At 33.8% G+C, this 20,770-nt stretch carries 23 protein-coding genes, 1 riboswitch and 1 other annotated feature; of the genes, 4 read left to right on the top strand and 19 right to left on the bottom strand.

Annotated elements, in window-relative coordinates; translation table 11 throughout:
- Positions 1-58 precede the first annotated feature (58 nt).
- From metG to BM077_RS08100, 3 genes are all read right to left on the bottom strand, one after another.
- Entirely contained in the window at positions 59-2,002 is a 1,944-nt protein-coding gene (gene metG, locus BM077_RS08110; protein ID WP_089749349.1) for a methionine--tRNA ligase, read from the bottom strand.
- Positions 2,003-2,046: 44 nt separating this feature from the next.
- Positions 2,047-2,270 (bottom strand) — a binding site (T-box leader).
- Positions 2,271-2,353: 83 nt separating this feature from the next.
- On the bottom strand, positions 2,354-4,210 hold the full coding sequence (locus BM077_RS08105; RefSeq protein WP_089749346.1) for an ATP-binding protein: 1,857 nt from the start codon (positions 4,208-4,210) through the stop codon (positions 2,354-2,356).
- A gap of 15 nt (positions 4,211-4,225) precedes the next feature.
- Positions 4,226-5,257, bottom strand: coding sequence for a DNA double-strand break repair nuclease NurA (locus tag BM077_RS08100; RefSeq protein WP_089749345.1), 1,032 nt, complete (start codon positions 5,255-5,257; stop codon positions 4,226-4,228).
- A 182-nt stretch (positions 5,258-5,439) separates the two neighbouring features.
- Between BM077_RS08100 and BM077_RS08095 the strand changes: the two genes are divergently transcribed.
- The gene (locus BM077_RS08095; RefSeq protein ID WP_089749343.1) at positions 5,440-5,685 is read left to right on the top strand and encodes an AbrB/MazE/SpoVT family DNA-binding domain-containing protein; all 246 of its coding nucleotides are present in this window, start codon (positions 5,440-5,442) and stop codon (positions 5,683-5,685) included.
- A 73-nt stretch (positions 5,686-5,758) separates the two neighbouring features.
- On the opposite strand, the gene rsmI is transcribed toward BM077_RS08095, so the two are convergent.
- The 8 genes from rsmI to tmk all read right to left on the bottom strand — a co-directional run bounded on the left by rsmI (position 5,759) and on the right by tmk (position 11,148).
- Positions 5,759-6,616, bottom strand: a complete 858-nt coding sequence (gene rsmI / locus BM077_RS08090) for a 16S rRNA (cytidine(1402)-2'-O)-methyltransferase (RefSeq protein ID WP_089749340.1) — start codon at positions 6,614-6,616, stop codon at positions 5,759-5,761.
- A gap of 17 nt (positions 6,617-6,633) precedes the next feature.
- The gene (locus BM077_RS08085) at positions 6,634-6,885 is read right to left on the bottom strand and encodes a GIY-YIG nuclease family protein (RefSeq protein ID WP_089749339.1); all 252 of its coding nucleotides are present in this window, start codon (positions 6,883-6,885) and stop codon (positions 6,634-6,636) included.
- Between the two features lies 1 nt (position 6,886).
- Positions 6,887-7,654, bottom strand: a complete 768-nt coding sequence (locus BM077_RS08080) for a tRNA1(Val) (adenine(37)-N6)-methyltransferase (protein ID WP_089749336.1) — start codon at positions 7,652-7,654, stop codon at positions 6,887-6,889.
- Entirely contained in the window at positions 7,641-7,988 is a 348-nt protein-coding gene (locus tag BM077_RS08075) for an initiation-control protein YabA (RefSeq protein ID WP_176941674.1), read from the bottom strand. Before BM077_RS08075 ends, BM077_RS08080 begins: the two co-directional genes overlap by 14 nt.
- 181 nt (positions 7,989-8,169) lie before the next feature.
- Positions 8,170-8,982 carry a PSP1 domain-containing protein gene (locus tag BM077_RS08070; protein ID WP_089749334.1) on the bottom strand — a complete coding sequence of 271 codons (813 nt, stop codon included), beginning with the start codon at positions 8,980-8,982 and terminating at the stop codon, positions 8,170-8,172.
- 6 nt (positions 8,983-8,988) lie between these two features.
- A complete protein-coding gene (holB, locus tag BM077_RS08065) occupies positions 8,989-9,978 on the bottom strand; it encodes a DNA polymerase III subunit delta' (RefSeq protein WP_089749331.1) in 990 nt (329 codons plus the stop codon).
- A gap of 74 nt (positions 9,979-10,052) precedes the next feature.
- Positions 10,053-10,508, bottom strand: a complete 456-nt coding sequence (locus tag BM077_RS08060; RefSeq protein WP_089749330.1) for a YaaR family protein — start codon at positions 10,506-10,508, stop codon at positions 10,053-10,055.
- A complete protein-coding gene (gene tmk, locus BM077_RS08055; protein ID WP_089749328.1) occupies positions 10,492-11,148 on the bottom strand; it encodes a dTMP kinase in 657 nt (218 codons plus the stop codon). The genes BM077_RS08060 and tmk overlap by 17 nt, the downstream gene beginning before the upstream one ends.
- Positions 11,149-11,281: 133 nt before the next feature.
- Here tmk and BM077_RS13725 point away from each other — a divergent pair, with 133 nt between their 5' ends.
- The gene (locus BM077_RS13725) at positions 11,282-11,449 is read left to right on the top strand and encodes a hypothetical protein (RefSeq protein ID WP_176941673.1); all 168 of its coding nucleotides are present in this window, start codon (positions 11,282-11,284) and stop codon (positions 11,447-11,449) included.
- Here the strand turns inward: BM077_RS13725 and BM077_RS08050 are convergent.
- From BM077_RS08050 to BM077_RS08035, 4 genes are all read right to left on the bottom strand, one after another.
- A complete protein-coding gene (locus BM077_RS08050; RefSeq protein WP_089749326.1) occupies positions 11,446-11,631 on the bottom strand; it encodes a sigma factor G inhibitor Gin in 186 nt (61 codons plus the stop codon). The genes BM077_RS13725 and BM077_RS08050 overlap by 4 nt on opposite strands.
- Before the next feature lie 125 nt (positions 11,632-11,756).
- The gene (gene guaB, locus BM077_RS08045; protein WP_445082265.1) at positions 11,757-13,169 is read right to left on the bottom strand and encodes an IMP dehydrogenase; all 1,413 of its coding nucleotides are present in this window, start codon (positions 13,167-13,169) and stop codon (positions 11,757-11,759) included.
- A 155-nt stretch (positions 13,170-13,324) separates the two neighbouring features.
- Positions 13,325-13,426: riboswitch (purine riboswitch) on the bottom strand.
- 99 nt (positions 13,427-13,525) lie between these two features.
- Positions 13,526-15,001, bottom strand: a complete 1,476-nt coding sequence (locus BM077_RS08040) for a VWA domain-containing protein (RefSeq protein WP_089749321.1) — start codon at positions 14,999-15,001, stop codon at positions 13,526-13,528.
- Between the two features lie 22 nt (positions 15,002-15,023).
- The gene (locus BM077_RS08035; protein WP_090003488.1) at positions 15,024-15,908 is read right to left on the bottom strand and encodes an AAA family ATPase; all 885 of its coding nucleotides are present in this window, start codon (positions 15,906-15,908) and stop codon (positions 15,024-15,026) included.
- A 405-nt stretch (positions 15,909-16,313) separates the two neighbouring features.
- Here BM077_RS08035 and thiL point away from each other — a divergent pair, with 405 nt between their 5' ends.
- Together thiL and BM077_RS08025 are read left to right on the top strand one after the other, a co-directional pair.
- Positions 16,314-17,318 (top strand): thiamine-phosphate kinase, encoded by a 1,005-nt coding sequence (gene thiL / locus BM077_RS08030; protein ID WP_089749316.1) that lies wholly within the window; start codon positions 16,314-16,316, stop codon positions 17,316-17,318.
- A 138-nt stretch (positions 17,319-17,456) separates the two neighbouring features.
- On the top strand, positions 17,457-17,621 hold the full coding sequence (locus tag BM077_RS08025; RefSeq protein WP_089749314.1) for a DUF362 domain-containing protein: 165 nt from the start codon (positions 17,457-17,459) through the stop codon (positions 17,619-17,621).
- Between the two features lie 76 nt (positions 17,622-17,697).
- Here BM077_RS08025 and BM077_RS08020 read toward each other — a convergent pair whose 3' ends face one another.
- From BM077_RS08020 to BM077_RS08005, 4 genes are read right to left on the bottom strand one after another with little or no spacing between them, the layout of a single operon-like run.
- Complete coding sequence (locus tag BM077_RS08020; protein WP_089749312.1) at positions 17,698-18,633, bottom strand: thiamine pyrophosphate-dependent enzyme; 936 nt, start codon at positions 18,631-18,633, stop codon at positions 17,698-17,700.
- Positions 18,634-18,645: 12 nt separating this feature from the next.
- Positions 18,646-19,827: a transketolase C-terminal domain-containing protein gene (locus BM077_RS08015; RefSeq protein WP_089749310.1), complete on the bottom strand. Its 1,182-nt coding sequence runs from the start codon at positions 19,825-19,827 to the stop codon at positions 18,646-18,648.
- A gap of 20 nt (positions 19,828-19,847) precedes the next feature.
- Positions 19,848-20,156 (bottom strand): pyruvate synthase subunit PorD, encoded by a 309-nt coding sequence (gene porD, locus BM077_RS08010; protein WP_089749308.1) that lies wholly within the window; start codon positions 20,154-20,156, stop codon positions 19,848-19,850.
- Positions 20,156-20,731 (bottom strand): 2-oxoacid:acceptor oxidoreductase family protein, encoded by a 576-nt coding sequence (locus BM077_RS08005; RefSeq protein WP_089749306.1) that lies wholly within the window; start codon positions 20,729-20,731, stop codon positions 20,156-20,158. Before BM077_RS08005 ends, porD begins: the two co-directional genes overlap by 1 nt.
- Positions 20,732-20,770 lie beyond the last annotated feature (39 nt).

Below are 20,770 nucleotides of genomic sequence, written 5' to 3'. Positions count from 1 at the left end.
TGTAATCTGTTATCTACTTTTAATCCGAAAGCTCTTTTCTGGGCTTCACTGTCAACTATTATTTAACCTGCGCTCCACTATCAATATCTCTATCAACTGTAGTTACAGTTAAGTCTCCTTCGTCATTAGAAGCCGCTAGAATCATGCCATTAGACTTAACTCCAAAGATAGTCGCTGGCTCTAAGTTTGCCACCATAAGCACTTTCTTATCTACTAATTCCTCAGCTTCATAATGCTTAGCAATTCCTGCTACTAACTGTCTCTTTTCTTCTCCTAAAGCTACTTGAACTCTAAGTAATTTATCACTACCTTCAATCTTTTCTACCTCTAATACTTCAGCTACTCGTAAATCTAACTTAGTAAAATCATCAAATGTAATATAATCTTCACTCACTTCTTCTTCATCCTTTCCACCATCTTCTTTTTTTTCTACTTGGTCAGCTTCAACTTGGTTTTCAAAGTATTCTTCAATATCAATTCTAGGGAAGATAGGGTCACCTGAATTAACCTTGATGCCTGCTTCTAGTCCCCCCCATTCTTTAACCTGCTCCCAACTCTGTTCCTCTATATCTTCTTTAATTCCCAACTGTTGCCAAATCTTTTCTGGAGCATCTATTAAGAATGGCTTTAAAGCAATAGCTATAATTCGTAGCGATTCTAATAAATTATAGAGAACTGTACCTAATTCCTCTTTTTTAGCTTCATCCTTTGCTAAGATCCAAGGGGTCGTTTCATCAATATATTTATTAGTCCGTCTGATTAAAGTCCATAGCTGTTCTAAAGCTGTACTAAATTGTAAATTCTCCATATCTTCTGTCATAGCCTCAATCGCTTGCTGAGCGGTCTTCTTTAAATCTTCATCATGATCAGTAGCTGGTCCTAGGCTAGGAACTACTCCCGCAAAATATTTATCTACCATAGCTACTGTTCTATTCAATAAATTCCCTAAATCATTGGCTAAATCCGAATTAATCCTTTGGATAAATGACTCTGTAGAGTAAGAACCATCAGAACCAAAAGCAACCTCGCGCATTAAATAGTAGCGAACAGCATCAACACCAAAATCCTCTACTAATTTAACAGGGTCAACGACATTCCCTTTCGATTTAGACATCTTACCGCCTTCCACAGTTAAAAATCCATGTCCAAAAACTCTATCTGGCAGTTCTAAATCAGCAGCCATTAGAATAATCGGCCAAATAATCGTATGGAATCTTAAGATATCCTTACCTACAATATGTATATCTGCTGGCCAATACTTAGCAAAATCGTCGTCATTGGTCAAATATCCTGCTCCTGTTAAGTAATTAGTCAACGCATCGAACCAAACATAAATAACATGATCATCATCTATCGGTACTGGAATTCCCCAATCAAAAGTCGTTCTTGAAATACAAAGGTCTTCTAGACCATCTTTAATAAAGTTAACCATCTCATTACGTCGAGTCTCCGGTTGAATGAATTCAGGATTTTCTTCTATATAATCTAGTAAGTCATCTTCATACTTAGACATCCTAAAGAAATAACTCTCTTCTTCTACCCATTCTGTCTCCCGCTGACAATCGGGACACTTCCCATCTTCTAACTGTCTTTCTAGCCAAAATGTCTCACACGGAGTACAATACCAGCCTTCATATTTATCCTTATAAATATCTCCTTGCTCATATATTTCTTTAAAGATATGCTGCACTACATCTTCATGTCTCTCTTCTGTAGTTCGTAAAAAGACATCATAATCAATCTCTAATAGACTCCATAAGTCCTTAAAAGAAGATACAATCTCATCTACATACTCCTTAGGCGTTACATTATGCTCTTTAGCTGTTCTCTCAATCTTCTGACCATGCTCATCAGACCCAGTCAAGAATCTTACATCATACCCCTGCAACTTCTTAAAACGAGCAATAGTATCTGCTGCGGTAGTAGTGTAAGTATGTCCAATATGTAACTTATCATTAGGATAATAAATCGGTGTCGTAACATAAAAAGTTTCCTTTGTCATCTATCTCACTCCTTTATAAATAAAAAACTCCCGTCGCCTGAATTATCAGGGACGAGAGGTATAATCACCTTCCGTGGTACCACCCTAGTTATTACTATTAAGTAATCACTCATACAGAAATAACGGTTCTGTTAATCCGATACAGTCTACTTAACTTCGACTATATAGCTCTAGGACCATCTTCAATATCTCAGTCATTACCACTTCTCAGCTAACGTGGTTCTCTGTAAATAACTTTAACATCTACTCTTCCCTTCATCGCTTTTTAATACCTTATTATCTTTTAGCTATATCTTCTCCACTTTACCTTAAAATATACACAAATATAACAGGTTTGTCAAGTATTTATTCCTACTTCTTTAAGTTATATACTTCACCACCTAATGGAGACCCTTCTTTATCTAGCTTTCCTTTAGCAACTAACTGGTCTAATCTTTCTACTAGACCATTTCTATCTAATACTATCCCTTCTAACTCTTTATTAATCTCTTTTAACTTAACTAAAAGGTCAGTCTCATAAATAGGTAATTGATTAACTACTGCCTCATAAAATTTATCTATGTCTGCTTCTGTTTTAGACTCTAATTCATCAAAAGGATTTTCAGTATGTGGACTAGTCGTTTTAGCAATTCTAATTCTTACTGCCATAGTACGACCAAAGATAGCTGAGGAAACAAATGTGTCTCCAGATTCTAAATATGGTAATCGCTTTGCTTCTTCAGCTGTTAAATCAGTCTCTTGCTTAATCGTATCAATATCAGAAGCCCTTACAGTTCTAAATACAAACTTAGTATTTAATTGAGCAGTAACAGTATCTTCTAATAAAGTAGGTCTCTGTGTAGCTAAGATTAAGAAAGTTCCATACTTTCTACCTTCTTGTGAAATCTCCTTAATCACTGATTTAGCTGGTGAATCATAGCCTTTAGGAGCAAAATTATGTGCCTCATCAGTAGCAATCACAAACGGTGGAAAGTAATCAACTGACTCCCCTAAATATTCAGCATCTTTGTAATCTCTTCGTTGTCGATATAGATTCCCTAATAAATATGTCGCAAAGACCTGCAATAACCAGATTGGACCTTGAATTACCACTAATTTACGAGCCTTTAAAGTTAGTTCTATATCAGTGATACTTTGATTAAAGAGTCCATGTCTCTTCAATTTATTTAAACGCCAGATCAAACCACTAATTGAACTTAAATGTAAGCTGCCATAGTCATTTAACAGACCTAAATAGTTTTGATATTCTTCTTTTTGGTGTCCATTTACTTCACCTGACTTTAATCTACGTTGAATCTTATTCTTACCTAAATTTAATGCTTCTCTTAGATCTTGCAACCGAGTCTCAAAAGTGAATAGTGAATCCCTTCTCCCTTCAGGATTATGTAAACTCTCTACCACATTTACCATCGACTCAGTAAGATTACTTGCTGCTGCAAGAAGGTCTATTAAATCCTTAGTATTTAAGTCCTCAAAGTTAACACCTACATCTTGTCCCACCTGAAAGACCTCAAAATCATCACTAAAATCATCTTCATAGCCTGCTGGCAAACCCGGAAAATTATTACTGAAATCCATTTCAAAATGTGGATCAAAGACTACAGTAGGAACCTTTAGTTTCATCAACTCTTCTAATATAACCCTCATCCCAAAAGACTTTCCTGAACCAGAACCACCGATAATCCCAATATGCGGATACTGATGCATAGCTCGTACCTTAAAATTAAAAGGAATTCCATCTTGTTCTACTACTTCTTCTCCTTCTAATAAAGGTGCCACTCCTTTTAATTCAGAATCCATCTCTTTAGCCATCTCTTCAGTTCCTTTAATAATACCCAGAACTAACCCTTCCTTAGGGCTCTCTTTTACCATTATATCCTTAACTTCATCAAAATGCGGCACTTCTACTACTGCCCCAGTCTTAATTGGATAAGCAGCTTCTGTCAATAGCCTTACCTTAGCTATATTTATTTCATCCTCATCTATGTTATAACCAATACTTCGCAAAGACTCAATAACACCTCTATCTACAAAACTATCCTTAATTGATAAAGGAATAAAACGGTTATAAGATTGAGTTTCTACTACCTCTCCTAATGGATTATCCAAGTCACCATCCATAACCTTTAGTATTTCGTTACTACGAAATTTCTTGCTTTCTGATGCAACATAGACCTCTTGCTGTGTAGTTAAACCAACAACCTGCATTCATTTCACCTCGCCTTAATATACTCTTCCTTTACGTTTAGCGTAGAATAATCTGCGTTTTAAATCCGAATCTAAATAAGCATCAACTAAGCTCTCCATCATTTGATCTGAAATTCTAACCTCATGATCGACAATGTCTAGCCAAATCGGAATGCCTCTACCCGCTTCTGGCGTTAATGTATATACTAGATTAGCCATTGACCTTAGATTAGAATCTTGTTCTTCTAAAAGATCAATCCCAATTACCTGAGGGTCACGACTTGTCCGCATAAAAGCCGTCTTTAAACCAGATTTAAATTCTAAAGCCAACATCTCTCCCGCTTCTAATAAACCAAAAAGCAGTTCTCGATCATAATAATCCTTTAACTTATTTAGTTCCAAGCTGTCAGGATGCACTTCTCGTCCACTACCCTCAATTAACTGCTTACTAATCTCTTGCGTACCAATCTCTTCAATAACCCCTAGAAGTAAAACTTCTTCTCTAATAGCCAGCTTCTTTAACTCTTCCCATTTTTCTTCCGACTCAATACGATACCTAATCAACGACCCATCTAACATAATTAATTTAGGTTTCCACTCTTTTATTGCCTTAATAGCTACTTCTAGCTCCAAAGTTGCTAACTTTGAAATTCTAATTCTACTAGCTGCTTCTTGTTCACTAACTCTAACCCCTCTATCCTGTTGTTTATCTTTAAACTCAAGAATCTCCTCTTTTGAATTTGAAACTAAAGGACAGAAAAGATCATTCTTAATAATATCTTCTTTTTCAGTATTCTTAGCTAAAGCCTGCAATAGATAAAGATAATGAGGGTAGTTACTACCTATCTTATTAACTGAACCATCAACTCCAACAATTACTTTCTCTCCTAACCAAGATTTAAGTTTATCTTTAGACAACCTTTCTAATTTAATTATTCTACCTATTCTACGTTTAATTTCATTTCTTAAATTAATAGAGTTCAAATCTCCTTGCCTTGAATACTTCTGCTGTAGCTCCTGATTAGTATTTATTAAGCTATTCTTAAGTCCATCAGAAATTTCTAACATTAACTCACCACCTTTTCAATTAACAGTACTAAACTTATTTTTATATTATTTTGCCTTTATAGATTAAAAATTACTTTATTTTAAAAAAATTACTGTCAACTATTGACTTTCATTGGAAATTATAGTATAATTTATTTAAGGTTAACTGTCGAAAGATGAAAAAGAAAAAGGAGGTATTGCAAATGAAGTCTACAGGTATTGTAAGAAAAGTAGATGAATTAGGAAGAGTAGTGATTCCTGTTGAATTAAGGCGAACACTTAGAATAAATGAAAAAGACGCTCTAGAAATCTATGTAGATGGCGAAAGTATCATCCTTAAAAAATATGAACCAGCTTGTGTTTTCTGTGGTAATGCTGGGGAAACTACTGTTTTTAAGAATAAAATGGTTTGTAAAGACTGCCTGGCTGAAATTTCAGAAACTGCTTAATCAAAAATTACATATAGTATTAAAGAATAACTGATATGAGTTATTACAAGAGGTGGATAGAAGAACTAACTATCTACCTCTTTTTAACGTTAATTGCAATTGCCTCTTCGTAAACTTCACTTTTAGGTAAATCTCTCTCTTTAGCAACTAATTTAATTGCTTCCTTCTTAGTAACACCTTTATCCATTAATAATTCTACATGTTCTAAAATAGACAACTCCTTCCAAGCAGCATCTTTCTGCTTAAACTTCTTAAGATTTACTCCATCTAGGACAATTGTAATCTCTCCTTTAGGATTCTTTGTCTCAAAATGAGATAAGACTTCACTAATCTTACCTGCAATCTTTTCTTCAAACTTTTTAGTAATCTCCCGCCAAACAGCTATCTTCCGATCACCTAAAATATCTAACATATTCTGCAAGCTGTCCTTCAATCTATAAGGCGACTCATAGAATACTATAGTTCTTGTTTCAGCACTTAATTCTTTTAATCTATCCTTTCTCTGCTTCCCTTTGCGTGGTAGAAAACCTTCAAAAACAAATTTATCCGTAGGTAATCCAGAAGCTACTAAAGCCGCTGTCATAGCCGTCGGTCCCGGTACAGGTATAACTCTAATATCTTCTTTATCAGCCAAAGAAGTTAACTTATATCCTGGGTCAGATATTCCTGGCATTCCAGCATCCGAAACTAAAGCTATCTCTTCCCCACTCTTCAATCTTTCAATAATCTTTTCACTCATCTCTTCCTCGTTATGTTCATGATAACTAACTAAAGGAGTATCTATCTCATAATGGTTTAGTAAATTTTGAGTTCTCCTAGTATCCTCCGCAGCAATATAGTCAACTTCCTTTAAAATTCTTAAAGTCCTTAAACTAATATCTTCTAAATTACCGATTGGTGTTCCGCATATATATAAATTCCCTCTACTCATATACTATTCCTCCTTGATTATTCTTCCTTCTCGTTAATTAAGTCTAATTTTTGTTGCCTACTATATTGTTTAATTTCATACTCTCGTTTTTGTGCTTTACTCCTCGTACTGTACTCTTCATAGTACACTAATTCTACTGGTCCCCTACCTCGAGTATATTTAGCCCCACGTCCTTCATTATGTTCCTTAGTTCTTCTTTTAAAATCAGTTGTATAGCCAGTATATAGTGTATCATCTGCACAACTTAAGATATAGACATAATGTCCCATCCTAATCAACTACCTTATCTTCATTATCAGTTCCATAATATATATCTAAAACTTCTTGCGTATATTCACCATTATCTTGGTAAATAATTAATGGCTTGTCTATTACTAAGCCAGGTTTAGCACCTTTAACCCCTTTAACTAAGATTAAATTACATCTCTTATCTTGCTTGGGATAAATTAGCCGCAAATTTTTAGGTTGTAAGTTATGTTGACTCATTAATGTTAATATTTCATCTAATCTCTCTGCACGATGAACATAAGCAACCTCTCCACCAAATTTAACTAAATAAGAGCTAATATCAATTATACCTTCTAGCTCAACCTTGACCTCGTGCCTAGCAATAGCGATACTCTCTTTTGGACTAACCTTCCCTTGTCCAACTGGTAGATAGGGAGGATTACTGACTACTACATCAAAACTTTCAGCTATAAATTCTTCCTTTAAATTTCGTATATCTAACTCTTCAATCTTAATTATATCTTCAAGATGATTATATTTAATGCTTCTTTGGGCCATATCTACTAGCTCTGTTTGTATCTCAACTCCTACTATTTGAGCAGGATTATTTCTGGTCGTTATTAGGAGTGGAATTACTCCGGTTCCTGTACCTAAATCAATTACTTTATCACCAGCTCTAACATCTATAAAGTAAGCTAACAGAACAGCATCTATAGCAAATGAAAAATGTTCTTTACTTTGAATAACTTTTAGATCATCGTGAATTAAGTCATCTAATCTTTCCTTGGGTTTTAATTTAACCTTTGGCAACTTCATCAACCTCAGCATTAGGATCTAATTGAATATCTAATAATCCCATACAAAAGAGACACTCTCCCTTTCGCACCTCACCATAATTAAGATGGCAGATATGAAACCCTTCCTCATATAACTTAGCTAAGTTATTATAACCTTTTCTTTCTTCTTCCTCATCCTCATTCTCCTTCTTTTCAAACAGTAATGATTTTAAATTATCATTCTCTTCTCTTAACTCTTCATTCTCTTTATATAACTTATAAGTAATCTTCTTTATCTCCTGAAATTCATTATTTAACATATTAAATTGTTCTTGAAATTTAGCTAGTAAACCTAAGATCTCTTTCACTGTCAAATACCTCCATAAAAACATTCTTTGCATTATATTCGTGATAATTAAAATTAATCCTTCCTAAATACAATTAATTATTAAAGTCATACTTATATTATATGCGAAAGACTACTAGATATTACAATTAAATATATAAGAAAAAAGGTATCCTATGGATACCTTTTTAAATCTTAATATTTTAATCTTTATTTTCTTCAACTTCATCTATCTCATCAACAGGAACCTCTATCCTGTCATCATCACCTAGATTAACAGTTACTGTCTCCTTTACTACGTTCAATTTAGTAATCTCACCGGTACCTATATCTGTTTCTACTTCATCACCGACATTCGGCATTTCTTTCTTAGTCTTCTTATAATTATCACATTCATACTTCAGACAACACATTAGTCTACCACATATTCCTGAAATTTTAGCCGGATTCAAAGAGAGATTTTGAGCTTTAGCCATCTTAATAGAAATTGGTTCAAAATCACGCAACATCGTTTCACAACATAATTGGCGACCACAAGGACCTAGACCTCCTACCATCTTCGCCTCATCTCTAACGCCAATTTGACGTAATTCAATTCTAGTCTTAAATATAGCAGCTAAATCTTTAACCAACTCTCTAAAATCTACTCTTCCATCAGCTGTAAAGTAAAAGATAACTTTATTTCTATCAAAAGTATACTCTACATCAATCAATTTCATTGGTAAACCATGTTCTTTAATTTTCCTTAAACAGATATCAAAGGCTTCTTCTTCATCTTCTTCATTCTTTTGCTTCTTCTTTATATCACTAGAAGTTACTTTTCTTTGCACTTCCTTTAATGGAGAAACTATCTCTTCTTCGTTAACTTCATGTGCCGGAATCACTACCTCACCAAACTCTGTTCCTCGTGAAGTCTCTACAATTACATTATCACCAACAACTAATTCTATATCTTTAGGATCAAAATAATATATTTTACCTGCTTCTTTAAATGTTACACCTACTACAGTATACATCAATTATCACACCCTTTTTTCTTTTATCTTCAGTAGCATCACCTCTAAAGCAAGTTGTAATTTAACATTAGTATTCTTGATCAAATTACTAATTTCCTCTACATACTCAATGACTGATTGTAGTTCAGTGAACGTATACTCTTTGCTTAATTCAATTATATCTTCCTCATAATCAAAATTAACTATTAAATCTGTATTTTTACTACCTTTATATAAAATTAAGTCACGATAGAACATCTCTATATCTTTTAATATATTATTTATCTCATCTTTATAATCTAAAATCTCCTTTACCAACTCAAACACTTCCACTAAATCTAAGTTTAATAGATCTTTAATCTTATCCAGAATTTGACTTCTCCTTAATAAGAATGATTCATCCTTAGATAAAGTTATAGCCTTGTCCAAACTACCATCAGCTAATACTGCTCTTTTTCTAGCTTCTTGAGTTTTTAATTTAAACTCACTAATTAGTTTATCAGTAATCTCGTCTACTGTCAAAGAACGAAATTTGACAATTTGACAACGAGAGGTAATTGTCGGCAATAATAACTCTTCTTTAGGTGCCAATAGAATAATAATTGCATAAGATGGTGGCTCTTCTAAAGTTCTTAACAAACTATTCGCTGCCTGTAAATTCATCTTTTCAGCCTCTTCAATAATATATATCTTCCATTCACTTTCATAAGGCTTATATGAAATCTGTTGTTGCAAATTACGTATCTGATCTATCTTTATCGAACTGCCATCAGGTGAAATTTTAATAATATCTGGATGGTTTCCATTATTAAACTTGCGACAGGAAATGCATTCATCACAAGCATCTAACTCTAACTCTTTACAATTAATTGCTTTAGCAAATTGAAAAGCAACAAACTCTTTGCCTACTCCCTCTTTACCAGTAAATAAATAAGCATGGCTAATTCGTTCATTATCTATAGCATTTTGTAGTAATTTAATCGGAAGTTCCTGCCCTACAACATCTGTAAAGCCCATAAGTACTACCCTCTCCCAATCTAAAATAATTTAATCCGTATTAATTATGCTTGAAGTCTAATTATAAAGTTAACTTAACTATAAATATCAACTAACATTCCTCTTACTTCATCTAGACGGTCTAAGATTTCCATCTGTGTAGCTTGTTTATCTAAAACTAATCTAGTTAATTCCTCTAGCGATTCATCCACCTTTTCAACCAAAGTATACACTTTATGATTACCAGACCCATAACTACTATACTCTTCTTTTACTTTATACATTTTTTCTACTGCTTCTTTAACAAATTTCTGTACCATCTTCTTATATCGAACTAGTTCTTTAAAAGTACGTTTCTTACTTAATCTCTCTCCTTGCTCATCGATTAATCCTAAGAGTTCATCTAATTTAGCCTTTATCTCTCTACCATGTACCTCTTGTAATGTATCTAAAAAGTCACTCTTTTTACTCTTAACAGAGTCTGAAGACTTTATATTAGATTTAGATAGAATTTGATTCAAATCTTGCTTTAATTTATTTTGAATCTTCATCACTTATTAACCTCTTTTCTATTCGATTCACTAATCTCTTAAAGATTGTCTCTACATCCTGATGAGCATCTATTACTTCAAAACGGTCTTCCTGTTTAGCTAAATCCAAATAACCATTCCTAACTCTTTGATGGAAAGAGATTTTCTCCTTCTCTATTCGATCTCCTACTCCTTTTTCAGAATTGTCTTGAGCTAAATCTCTAGCTCTTTGCAGTCCGACTTCTGGTTTTATATCTAATATAAAAGTTATATCCGGTTGTAAACCAGTTGTAGACATTAAATTTAATCGTTTTATCAACTCCATATTTAATTGACGACCATAGCCTTGATAAGCTAAAGTTGCATCGCTAAATCGATCACAAAGAACTACTTTACCTTCACCTAAAGCCGGTTTAATAACTTCTATTACATGTTGTACCCTACTAGCAGAATATAACATAAGTTCAGTCTTAGGTTGCAAGTTATGTAATTTGTCATCTAATAGCACCTCTCTAATCCTATCTCCTACTTTAGTTCCACCTGGTTCCCTAGTCTTAACCACTTGGTAACCTTTCTTAAGTAAATAGGATGCCAACAAATCAATCTGTGTAGATTTGCCAGCCCCTTCTGGCCCTTCTAATGTAATAAATAATCCCTTCATCTTCTATCTCATCACCTTCTTATTCGGCTTACTTTTATTATTCTTGAAAAAAACTTATTCTCCTTTATAGAATTTAAGCTTGTATAAAATTTGTCACTTTTGGTAAGGTTATATTATGTAAGGAGGCGATTCTATGTATCGAAGTAGAGAAGAATTTGAAAACAAACACGGCATAGATAGACATAGATTCCTAACTTTGTGGGCATTAGGAATGTCTGATACAGAGTTAGCTGTCTCATTAGATATCTCTCCTAAAAAAGTTAAGACAATTAAAGACGAACTACATAAAAACCATCATTAATTATAATTAATTTCGTCAAATAAAAGTGTCTTTATTCTATGTAAATAGTCATCATATTGAGGGTCAATCGGTAGAGTCTTTACTAATCTATCTTCACAGTTCGAACAGATTATTCTATCATTAATCTTAATTCCATTCACTTGTTTTTTTGTACAGATAAAACAAAAATCGGTACTCGCCATTATCTTTCCCTCCCTATATTGATAGTATACACTTTTATCTTATGCACCTTAAGTACTTACCGTGAATTAAAGATAATATTTTAAAAAAGACTCTTCTAAAATAGAAGAGTCTTTTGGTCTAATAATTAATCTAAGTTATAATTAGGTGCTTCCTTAGTAATAGTTACATCATGAGGATGACTTTCTTTAAGTCCTGCACCAGTAATTCTAATAAATTCAGCATCAGTTCGTAAAGAATTTATATCAGGTGTACCACAATAACCCATGCCGGCTCTTAATCCACCAACTAATTGATAAATAGTTTCTGCTAAAGGTCCCTTATAAGGTACTCGTCCTTCAATGCCTTCCGGCACTAATTTCTTCTCTTCTTCTTGGAAGTAACGGTCTTTACTCCCTTCTTTCATTGCTCCAAGTGAGCCCATGCCTCGATAAACTTTATAACTTCTACCTTTATAGATTTCTCTTTCACCTGGACTCTCTTTAGTACCCGCTAATAGGCTACCTAACATCACTGTGCTTGCTCCTGCTGCTAATGCTTTAACAATATCACCTGAATACTTAATGCCTCCATCAGCAATTACCGGAACATCATGCTTCTTCGCCTCTTCTGCACAATCATAAACAGCAGTAACCTGTGGTACCCCAATACCTGCTACTACACGGGTTGTACATATCGAACCTGGACCTATCCCAACTTTAACAGCATTAACTCCAGCATCTATTAAATCCTTAGTCGCCTCTGCTGTCGCTACATTCCCTGCTATTAAATCTAAATCTGGATATTTATTCTTAACCTCTCTTACTAGATCAATCACTCCCATAGAGTGACCATGAGCAGTATCAATAACTAAGATATCGACACCCGCCTCTACTAAAGCTTCAATTCGACTCCATGTATCTCTCGATGTACCTACAGCAGCACCAACTAAAAGACGCCCTTGACTGTCTTTAGCAGCATTGGGATACTTTTCAGCTTTTTCTATATCTTTAATCGTTATTAAACCTTTTAAGACATTATCTTCACTAACCAAAGGTAACTTCTCTATTTTGTGACTCTGTAGAATTTCCTTTGCCTCTTCTAAAGTAGTCCCTACTGGTCCAGTGACTAAGTTATCCTTAGTCATAATATGTTTAAGTTTTTGATTAAAATCTTTTTCAAATCTTAAATCACGATTAGTGATAATCCCTACCAACTTCATCTCTTTTTCATTACTAATTATAGGAACCCCTGATATTCTATACTTGGACATTAAATGTTCTGCTTCATAGGCAAAATTTTCTGGCGTTAAATAAAATGGATCAACTATTACCCCGCTCTCTGAACGTTTAACCTTGTCCACTTCTTCTGCCTGTTGCTTCGTAGACATATTTTTGTGAACGATTCCAATTCCACCTTCTCTAGCCATAGCAATTGCTAATTCTGCTTCTGTAACTGTATCCATTCCTGCACTCAATATCGGAATATTTAGATTAATATTAGTTGTCAATCGAGTAGAAACATCTACATCCTTAGGTAATACATTAGATTTAGCCGGCATCAATAAGACATCATCAAAAGTAAGTCCTTCTTTTGCAAACTTATCTTTCACTTGCACACCCTCCTAATTTAATTCATAATATTAAAAAACCTAAGCATAGTTATATCAAAAACCATACTTAGGCTCACTAACGGATTTATAATTAGAGTTAAAGATAATCCCTAATTAAAATTCGTAGTCAAATGGTTTACGGCCATTCGGTAGAAACTTTCGAGCCTTATCCTCGAAGATATACGAACCAATAGTTCTTTCTGCAATTAATTACTGCTTGTTTTTTATTATACAATTGTAGATTACTGATTAAATTTTTAATTAGTTTATCAAAATTATTTAGGAGTGTCAAGGAAAAGCAGTTACTAAGTCAAAGTCTGAATTTTCAAAGAATTCTTTAGATGTTTAATTGTGTAACATTCTAGCATATTCGCTATACCTTTAAACTCTTGTACCGAATTTAATTCTGGCCATTCTGATTTAGGTAGAGTATTTAACCATACAATTTCTTTTACTTGCCTTTTAATTCTTCTTAAATTCATTACTGCTTCATCTAATTCTATAGTTTTAGTATCACTCATAATAAAGACCACTGTTTCTGGGCTTAATAAATCAACATATTGAGAATGAAAAGTCTTGAGTGTTTGATTAAAGTTTGTAGTCTTACCCCACTGCTTACTTTGGCTAATTATCTTAGCCATTGTCTCTTCAAAAGAAAGATTACTTGTAAAAAATTCGGTAACTCTTTCTAAATCCTCAGAGAATATAAAACTTTCCATATTTCTAACTGCACTAGCAATACCATACATAAATTGTAATACAAAAGTAGCATACCTAGCCATCGAATCAGAAACATCACAGATTAATAGAAATTCTGGTTTCTTAATCTTCTTAGTCTTATATTCTAACTCAAGCATTGCCCCTCCGTACTTAATATTCTTTCTAATTGTTCTCCTTAAATCTAATTTGCCCGTCTTTTTACTCTGCTGAAACCTTCTTGAAATCTTAGTAGCTAATCTATGTGATAGTTTCTTAATAATCATCGTTACCTTTGGTAATTCTTCATCTGAAATTCTTTTCATATCCTGAGTTATTAATGATTCTTCCTCTTGTTGTAAACTAGATATTACATTTTCAATTACTACATCCATATCTAAATCACCAGTCATCTTAGCTTCAATCTTCTGTTTCTGTTCATCTCCCTCATCTTGATTCCTCAATTGATTCTTCCAATAATTTAAAGTACCACTAACCATCCGTTCTAGCATTGGCTGAGCATGAGAAGAATGACTAAGATGTCCAGGAAAGCTTTCTTCTATAAACTTTTTAATCTTCTCTTTTATCTCGGGATCGAGTTTTGAATAGATTTCTTTTTGGTCTTCAGTAAAACTTAATGGAACTTCCTCATCTTTATCCTCATCAACAACACTTTCTTTTTTAAACTTTAATTCTTCTGCCTCTTTTTTAGCCTCTTCTTGTTGCATCATCTTCTCTTTTCTTATTCTTTGTTGATATACCTTATCCTCTAAAGAGACAAAGAACGAATCAAAAGCTTTATCAAAGATCTTTTTCTCATAACTATCCTTGACCAATAAAGAACATAAAGTTGTTCTTACTTCTTCTTTCTTAATAATATCGACTAATTTTAATGCTTCCAAAGCCTCAATAGACTCAGCTAAACTAATTCTAATTCCTAAATTACGAAGTATCTGAATAAATTTAACGATATTATTCTCTACATAATCTGGTAGACCCTCATCAAGTGAGCTAGTAAGTAATTTTTGAGCTTCTTCAAATTCTTCATCTACCTGTACATAGCCATCATCTTCTAGATTACACATTTAAGCTCACCTCTCTTTTCTCTTAATCACTCTTTAGTGCTTCTTGACTTAATTTTTTAGCACCTAACTCTTCAAAATTATCTAAATCATCTTTAGTCTTTAAAAAGAGAGTTCTAGTTCTATGAATTAACTCCGGACTCAAACGGTCAGCATCTAATCCAGCTAAGGCGCGTGCCCAATCTAAGGTCTCGGAAATAGAAGGCAGTTTCTTAAGTTCTAAATTAGTTCTTAAATAACTAATAGCCGCTGCAATCTGTTTTGATAATTCTTCACCAATATTAGGCACCTTAGTCCGAATTATTTCTACTTCTTTCTCTACCGATGGTAAGTCAATATATAAGAATACACAACGCCTCTTTAATCCATCCGATAATTCACGATTAGCATTGCTAGTCAGCACTACTATCGGTCTTTTATTAGCTTTAACCGTACCTAACTCTGGTATCGAAACCTGAAAATCAGAAAGTAATTCGAATAAGAAAGCCTCAAACTCTTCATCTGTCTTATCAATCTCATCGATTAGTAAAACAGGTCTTTTTCCACGTTTAATTGCTTTCAATAATGGTCTCTGTAATAGGTAATCCTCAGAGAAGATATTCTCTTCAATCATATCCTCAGATTTATTATCCTTATTAATCTGAATACTTATCAACTGTTTCTGATAATTCCACTCATATAAAGCCTTGTTTTCATCTAATCCTTCATAACATTGTAATCTAATTAATTCCGTATCAAATACTTTACTCAACACCTTAGCGATCTCAGTCTTACCTACACCTGGTTCTCCAGTAATTAATAATGGCTTCTCTAAATTCAAAGCCAAATAAGTAGGAATAATTATCTCCTCGCCACAAATATAATCTTCTTCTTTAAAAGCCGCCTCCAACTTCTCTTTAGTAATCTCCATCATCTTTCCCCCTTATTATTAATAATAAATACACCTAATATATAAGAAATAATTAATCCTTATATACTTCTATAATGTTTCATATCCCGTGAAGTAAGTTTTTAAATAATATTCTGAAAAATTTTATGTTATCTTAATTTCAACCTTAACCTCAGCCTCAGTCTCAACCTTAATCCTTAACAGTATTATAACTTATTTTAACATAAATTCCATGAGATGCATCACATTAATAATAATTACTACATCTATTATAAATTACAACAACCCTCCATCTTTTACCTCTTTTTGATCATGACATATTTTTCACTTAATCAGTTTGTAATTTGTCAATCTTACTTTATTCTATTATAATTAAGTTAGTTTTAAACATTATAAACTTCTTATATAATCAGGAGGAAGATAAAAATGCAAGTCTCAGAAATAGATGAATTTAAATTAATTAATCGTCTATCTAATCTAGTTAAATCTAATTCTTCAAAGATAGAATTAGGCATTGGCGATGATGGAGCAGTAATTAATAATCAAAATGACCAACAGACAATCATTACTACAGATATGTTAATCGAAGGAACTCATTTTTTAAAAGATAAGGTCTCTCCTTTCCAATTAGGATATAAATCTTTAGCCGTTAATATTAGTGATATTGTTGCTATGGGAGGTAGGCCTACATATTTAACTATTTCTCTAGGACTCCCTAAAAGTACTACAGTAAAATATATTGAAGATATATATAATGGAATAAATAACCTTGCTCAAGAGTATAAAATTAGTGTTATTGGTGGAGATACTACTTCTAGCCCTAATGATTTAATAATTAATATCAATCTTTTAGGTGAAGTTCCTAAAGGTGAATATATTTCTCGCTCTAATGCGCAAGTTGGTGATTCTATCTTGGTAACTGGAAATTTAGGTGCTTCTAAGGCTGGCTTAGAAATTCTGTTATCCGCTAACTATCAAAAATTGAAAGAAGAATACCCTTACCTCATTAACAAACACCTTGAACCTCAACCCCGCTTAAGTGAGATGCAATTAGTTAAAAAACAGTTTAATATTACCTCTATGAATGATATTAGCGATGGATTAGCCAGTGAATTACATGAAATCACTTCTGCTAGTAAGGTAGGAGCCTTAATATACGAAGAAATGATCCCTATCTCCCACTCAACCAAAGAATTAGCTCAAAATTTGAATAAATCTACCCTAGACTATGCCTTATTTGGTGGTGAAGATTATGAATTATTATTTACTACTCCTGCTTCCCAAAGCCAGAAAGTTAAAGAAAAAATAGAAACAGAGTTAGATACTCAAATTTCTATCATTGGTGAAATTACTACTTTAGATAAGGGAATTAATTTGATTAAAGAGGACGGTAAAGTTAAAGTCAAAAAGCAAGGCTATAATCATTTTTAAATATCAACTACTCTCTGATAATCATTCCTATTTTATAAAAAAAGAAGGTTTTTTTATAAAAATATCTAAATATATCTTTTGTGATATCAAATAATCAAACTCACATTTTAATTAAACTAGTTAAAGGAGGTAACAAAAATGGCTTTTGAAATTACAGATGAATGTGTAGCTTGTGGTGTTTGTCTTGATGAGTGCCCAGTTGAAGCAATTGAAGAAGGCGATGATATCTTCTCAATTAATGATGACTGTGTAGATTGTGGTGTTTGTGCAGACAGCTGTCCTACAGAAGCAATCGTTGAATAAGAATAAATTTTAAATAGATTCTTAATAAGAAAGGGTTAGCCATTTTATTTAGGCTAACCCTTTTGTTTTTAGCACCTTACTTTTCACCACATTTATGGAGAAGTTCTTCCCATCTCTTATCAATTTGTTCTTGAATCTCTTCAATTAGGTCTTCATTTCCTTCTTTAAATAGATGCTTGAATCTACCTTGTGGCTCTAACCAATCGGTAACTGGTGCTTTCTCTTTAGGAATATGATTTAGCTTCCACTCTCCATCTTCAACCTCAAATAATGGCCAAAAACAACTATCTGTACCTGCTCTCATAATATCCATTGCTTGGTCCTCAGGATATCTCCAACCTCTTGGACATTGAGATAATACATTTAAGAAAGCTGGACCATCTACTTCAAAAGCCTTTCTAGCTTTTCTAATTAAATCTTTGAAATTATGAGGTGAAGCTTGTGCTACATAAGGAATATTATGGGCAGCTATTATATCAGTCAACTCTTTTCTAAATTGTGTTTTACCTGGAATTACTTCTCCCGCTGGACTAGTTGTTGTACTCGCATTTCTTGGTGTAGCACTAGAACGCTGAATACCTGTATTCATGTAAGCACCATTATCATAACAGACATAAACCATATTATGACCTCGTTCCATAGCTCCAGAAAGTGATTGGAAACCAATATCATACGTACCACCATCACCACCAAAAGCTATAAACTTAACCTCTTTATCTTCATCAATCTTACCTTGCCTCTTTAAAGATCGATAAGCAGCTTCAGTTCCACTAATAGTTGCCGCTGCATTTTCAAAGGCATTGTGAATAAAAGAATCTTTCCATGCTGTATAAGGATAGATAGTAGTTGATACCTCTAAGCAACCTGTTGCACAACCAACTACCACTGGATCGTCAGTTGCATGTAAAATCTGCCGAACAATAATTGACGCTCCACAACCTGAACATAATCTATGACCACCAGTTAATCTTTCATCCTGAAGTGATAACTCTTTTAAATTTACTTTAGACATTTATTACACCCCCTATTCTCTTACACCAAGATATTTAACTCGTTTATTAACCTCGCCTGAATTAACAATTCCTTGTAAGTCATTATATACAAACTCAAGGTCCTCTACTGTAGTATCACGACCACCTAAACCATAAATATAGTTAACTACCTCTACATCTGATTTAACATCATAAAGAGCACTCCTTACATCTGCAAATACTGGACCACCGATAGTTGAAAATGTATCAGCTCTATCCATGACCGCTACTGCCTTTAAACCACTGAGGGCTTTAGCAACCTCTTTAGCAGGGAATGGTCTAAACATTCTTAATTTAAGTAACCCTGCTTTAACCCCTTCTTCTCTTAACTTATCAACAGCAGCCTTAGCAGTTCCTGCTGTAGATGCTAAAGCTAAAATAGCAATTTCAGCATCTTCTAATTTATATTCTTCAAAATACTCAAAACCACGCCCGGTTAAATTTTTATACTCCTTAGCAACTTCAACTACAACCTTTTGGGCATTCTCCATAGCTTCAGCTTGCTGTACCTTATGTTCAAAATAGTAATCCTGTAAATCAAGAGGCCCTACAGCAATTGGATTTTCAGTGTCTAATAATGTATGTTCCGCAGTATATTCACCAATGAACTCCTTCACATCTTCATCAGCTAATAATTCTAAATTCTCTACAGCATGACTGATGATAAATCCATCCATATTCACCATAACAGGTAATCTAACATCCTCATGCTCACCAATTCTAACTGCTTGAATAGCATTATCATAAGCTTCCTGAGCATTTTCAGCATATAATTGAATCCACCCTGAATCTCTAGCTCCCATAGCATCACTATGATCACAATGAATATTAATCGGTCCACTTAATGCTCGATTAACTACTGGCATAACAATAGGTAAACGTGTTGAAGCAGCAATATAAACAATTTCCCACATTAAAGCTAAGCCATTAGCAGCAGTAGCAGTCATAGCTCGAGCTCCACCAGCGGCAGCTCCAACTGTAGCACTCATTGCACTATGCTCACTCTCAACAGTAACAAATTCAGTATCTACAGCTCCATCAGCAACAAATTGTGAAAACATCTGAACAACTTCTGTCTGTGGAGTAATTGGATAAGCAGCTACAACATCTGGATTAATCTGCTTCATAGCCTGTGCCATAGCTTCGTTTCCAGTTAAAGCAACTTGATTTGACATTTTTATCTTCCCCCTTCCATTTATTTCTCGGTTGATGGCTCTTCTTTCACCATAGTTATAGCATCAACAGGACATTCATGGGCACAGATTCCACACCCCTTACAATAATCATGATCAAAACCTGTAACTTCTTTCTTTTCTGACACAACAGCTGAATCTGGACAATAGATCCAACAAAAATGACAGTTAATACATTTATCCATATCTAATTCAGGCCGATGGGTTCTCCAGCCACCTGTTTTATACTTAATAGCATTACCAGCTTCTAAAATCAACCCACCTTCAGGAATACTCTTCCAACCTGGCTTTTGTTTATCTTTTTTAGACATTACTCACTTTTCACCTCCTGGTAAGCCCTCTCAATTGATTTCATGTTACCATCGATAACTTCAGGCTTACTAGCAAACTTCTTTTCAAACTCTTTTTTGATCTCTGTCTTAAATCCTTCAAATTCTAATAGGCCGGTAGCTTTAATTAAAGCACCTAACATTGGTGTATTTGGGAATGGTGCTCCAATCTCTTCAGTAGAAATACCATTTGCATCAACGGTAAACACCTTGCCATCAAACCCTAACTTTTCCTTAATTTCGCTCGGTTGTAAAGTAGTATTAATAATAATAGTTCCATCAGCAGGCACACCTTCATCTACATCAACTGATTCTAATAGAGTAGGGTCTAAAACCATTACTATATCAGGAGAATAAACCTGACAATGAACTGTCAGCTTTTCATCACTAATTCTATTAAATGCTAGTACTGGCGCCCCCATTCTTTCTGGACCATACTCCGGAAATGCTTGAATATTCTTACCAGTTTTAGATGCTACTTTACCTAGCAAAATAGATGCAGTCTTAGAACCCTGTCCTCCACGACCATGCCAACGAATTTCTGTTAAATTTGCCATCTATAGTCCCCCTTCCATATAAGAAATCAGCTTTAATAT

Origin of the sequence: Candidatus Frackibacter sp. WG13, from assembly GCF_900114655.1 — a bacterium.
Taxonomy (GTDB): domain Bacteria; phylum Bacillota; class Halanaerobiia; order Halobacteroidales; family Acetohalobiaceae; genus Frackibacter.
Note: the sequence above shows the minus strand (reverse complement) of the source record. Positions and strands in the feature narration are given on the sequence as shown.

Bases quoted from the DNA above. Each gene is read 5' to 3' on its own strand.
- metG (WP_089749349.1), bottom strand. From the start codon at position 2,002: ATGACAAAGGAAACTTTTTATGTTACGACACCGATTTATTATCCTAAT.
- BM077_RS08105 (WP_089749346.1), bottom strand. From the start codon at position 4,210: ATGCAGGTTGTTGGTTTAACTACACAGCAAGAGGTCTATGTTGCATCA.
- BM077_RS08100 (WP_089749345.1), bottom strand. From the start codon at position 5,257: ATGTTAGAAATTTCTGATGGACTTAAGAATAGCTTAATAAATACTAAT.
- BM077_RS08095 (WP_089749343.1), top strand. From the start codon at position 5,440: ATGAAGTCTACAGGTATTGTAAGAAAAGTAGATGAATTAGGAAGAGTA.
- rsmI (WP_089749340.1), bottom strand. From the start codon at position 6,616: ATGAGTAGAGGGAATTTATATATATGCGGAACACCAATCGGTAATTTA.
- BM077_RS08085 (WP_089749339.1), bottom strand. From the start codon at position 6,885: ATGGGACATTATGTCTATATCTTAAGTTGTGCAGATGATACACTATAT.
- BM077_RS08070 (WP_089749334.1), bottom strand. From the start codon at position 8,982: ATGTATACTGTAGTAGGTGTAACATTTAAAGAAGCAGGTAAAATATAT.
- holB (WP_089749331.1), bottom strand. From the start codon at position 9,978: ATGGGCTTTACAGATGTTGTAGGGCAGGAACTTCCGATTAAATTACTA.
- BM077_RS08060 (WP_089749330.1), bottom strand. From the start codon at position 10,508: ATGAAGATTCAAAATAAATTAAAGCAAGATTTGAATCAAATTCTATCT.
- tmk (WP_089749328.1), bottom strand. From the start codon at position 11,148: ATGAAGGGATTATTTATTACATTAGAAGGGCCAGAAGGGGCTGGCAAA.
- BM077_RS13725 (WP_176941673.1), top strand. From the start codon at position 11,282: ATGTATCGAAGTAGAGAAGAATTTGAAAACAAACACGGCATAGATAGA.
- BM077_RS08050 (WP_089749326.1), bottom strand. From the start codon at position 11,631: ATGGCGAGTACCGATTTTTGTTTTATCTGTACAAAAAAACAAGTGAAT.
- guaB (WP_445082265.1), bottom strand. From the start codon at position 13,169: ATGCCGGCTAAATCTAATGTATTACCTAAGGATGTAGATGTTTCTACT.
- BM077_RS08040 (WP_089749321.1), bottom strand. From the start codon at position 15,001: ATGTGTAATCTAGAAGATGATGGCTATGTACAGGTAGATGAAGAATTT.
- BM077_RS08035 (WP_090003488.1), bottom strand. From the start codon at position 15,908: ATGGAGATTACTAAAGAGAAGTTGGAGGCGGCTTTTAAAGAAGAAGAT.
- thiL (WP_089749316.1), top strand. From the start codon at position 16,314: ATGCAAGTCTCAGAAATAGATGAATTTAAATTAATTAATCGTCTATCT.
- BM077_RS08025 (WP_089749314.1), top strand. From the start codon at position 17,457: ATGGCTTTTGAAATTACAGATGAATGTGTAGCTTGTGGTGTTTGTCTT.
- BM077_RS08020 (WP_089749312.1), bottom strand. From the start codon at position 18,633: ATGTCTAAAGTAAATTTAAAAGAGTTATCACTTCAGGATGAAAGATTA.
- BM077_RS08015 (WP_089749310.1), bottom strand. From the start codon at position 19,827: ATGTCAAATCAAGTTGCTTTAACTGGAAACGAAGCTATGGCACAGGCT.
- porD (WP_089749308.1), bottom strand. From the start codon at position 20,156: ATGTCTAAAAAAGATAAACAAAAGCCAGGTTGGAAGAGTATTCCTGAA.
- BM077_RS08005 (WP_089749306.1), bottom strand. From the start codon at position 20,731: ATGGCAAATTTAACAGAAATTCGTTGGCATGGTCGTGGAGGACAGGGT.